At 47.6% G+C, this 227-nt stretch carries 1 protein-coding gene; it reads left to right on the top strand.

Annotated features, from left to right (window positions below):
• On the top strand, positions 1 to 227 hold a 227-nt coding region (locus LKK83_RS20190), incomplete at both ends, for a reverse transcriptase domain-containing protein (protein ID WP_324633114.1).

Genomic DNA, 227 nt, shown 5'->3' with positions numbered 1-227 from the left:
GACCGAATTGACCATGAAAAACTTCTCAACAAACTTGATGTCTTCCCGGCAATCCGACGACAAATCAAGGCATGGCTAAAAGCAGGGGTAATCGATACCGGACAGCTATTCACAACAGATGAGGGAACACCGCAAGGAGGGGTAATCAGTCCCCTACTGGCAAATATTGCCCTTCACGGCATGGAAGAAAGCATCAAATCCTTAGCTGCTAAGCTACCAGGAAAAGC

This window comes from Phormidium sp. CCY1219 (assembly GCF_035615515.1).
In the GTDB taxonomy this organism is placed as follows: domain Bacteria; phylum Cyanobacteriota; class Cyanobacteriia; order Cyanobacteriales; family Laspinemataceae; genus CCY1219.
The sequence above is the reverse complement of the archived record's forward strand: the minus strand, read 5'-3'. Positions and strand labels throughout refer to the sequence as shown.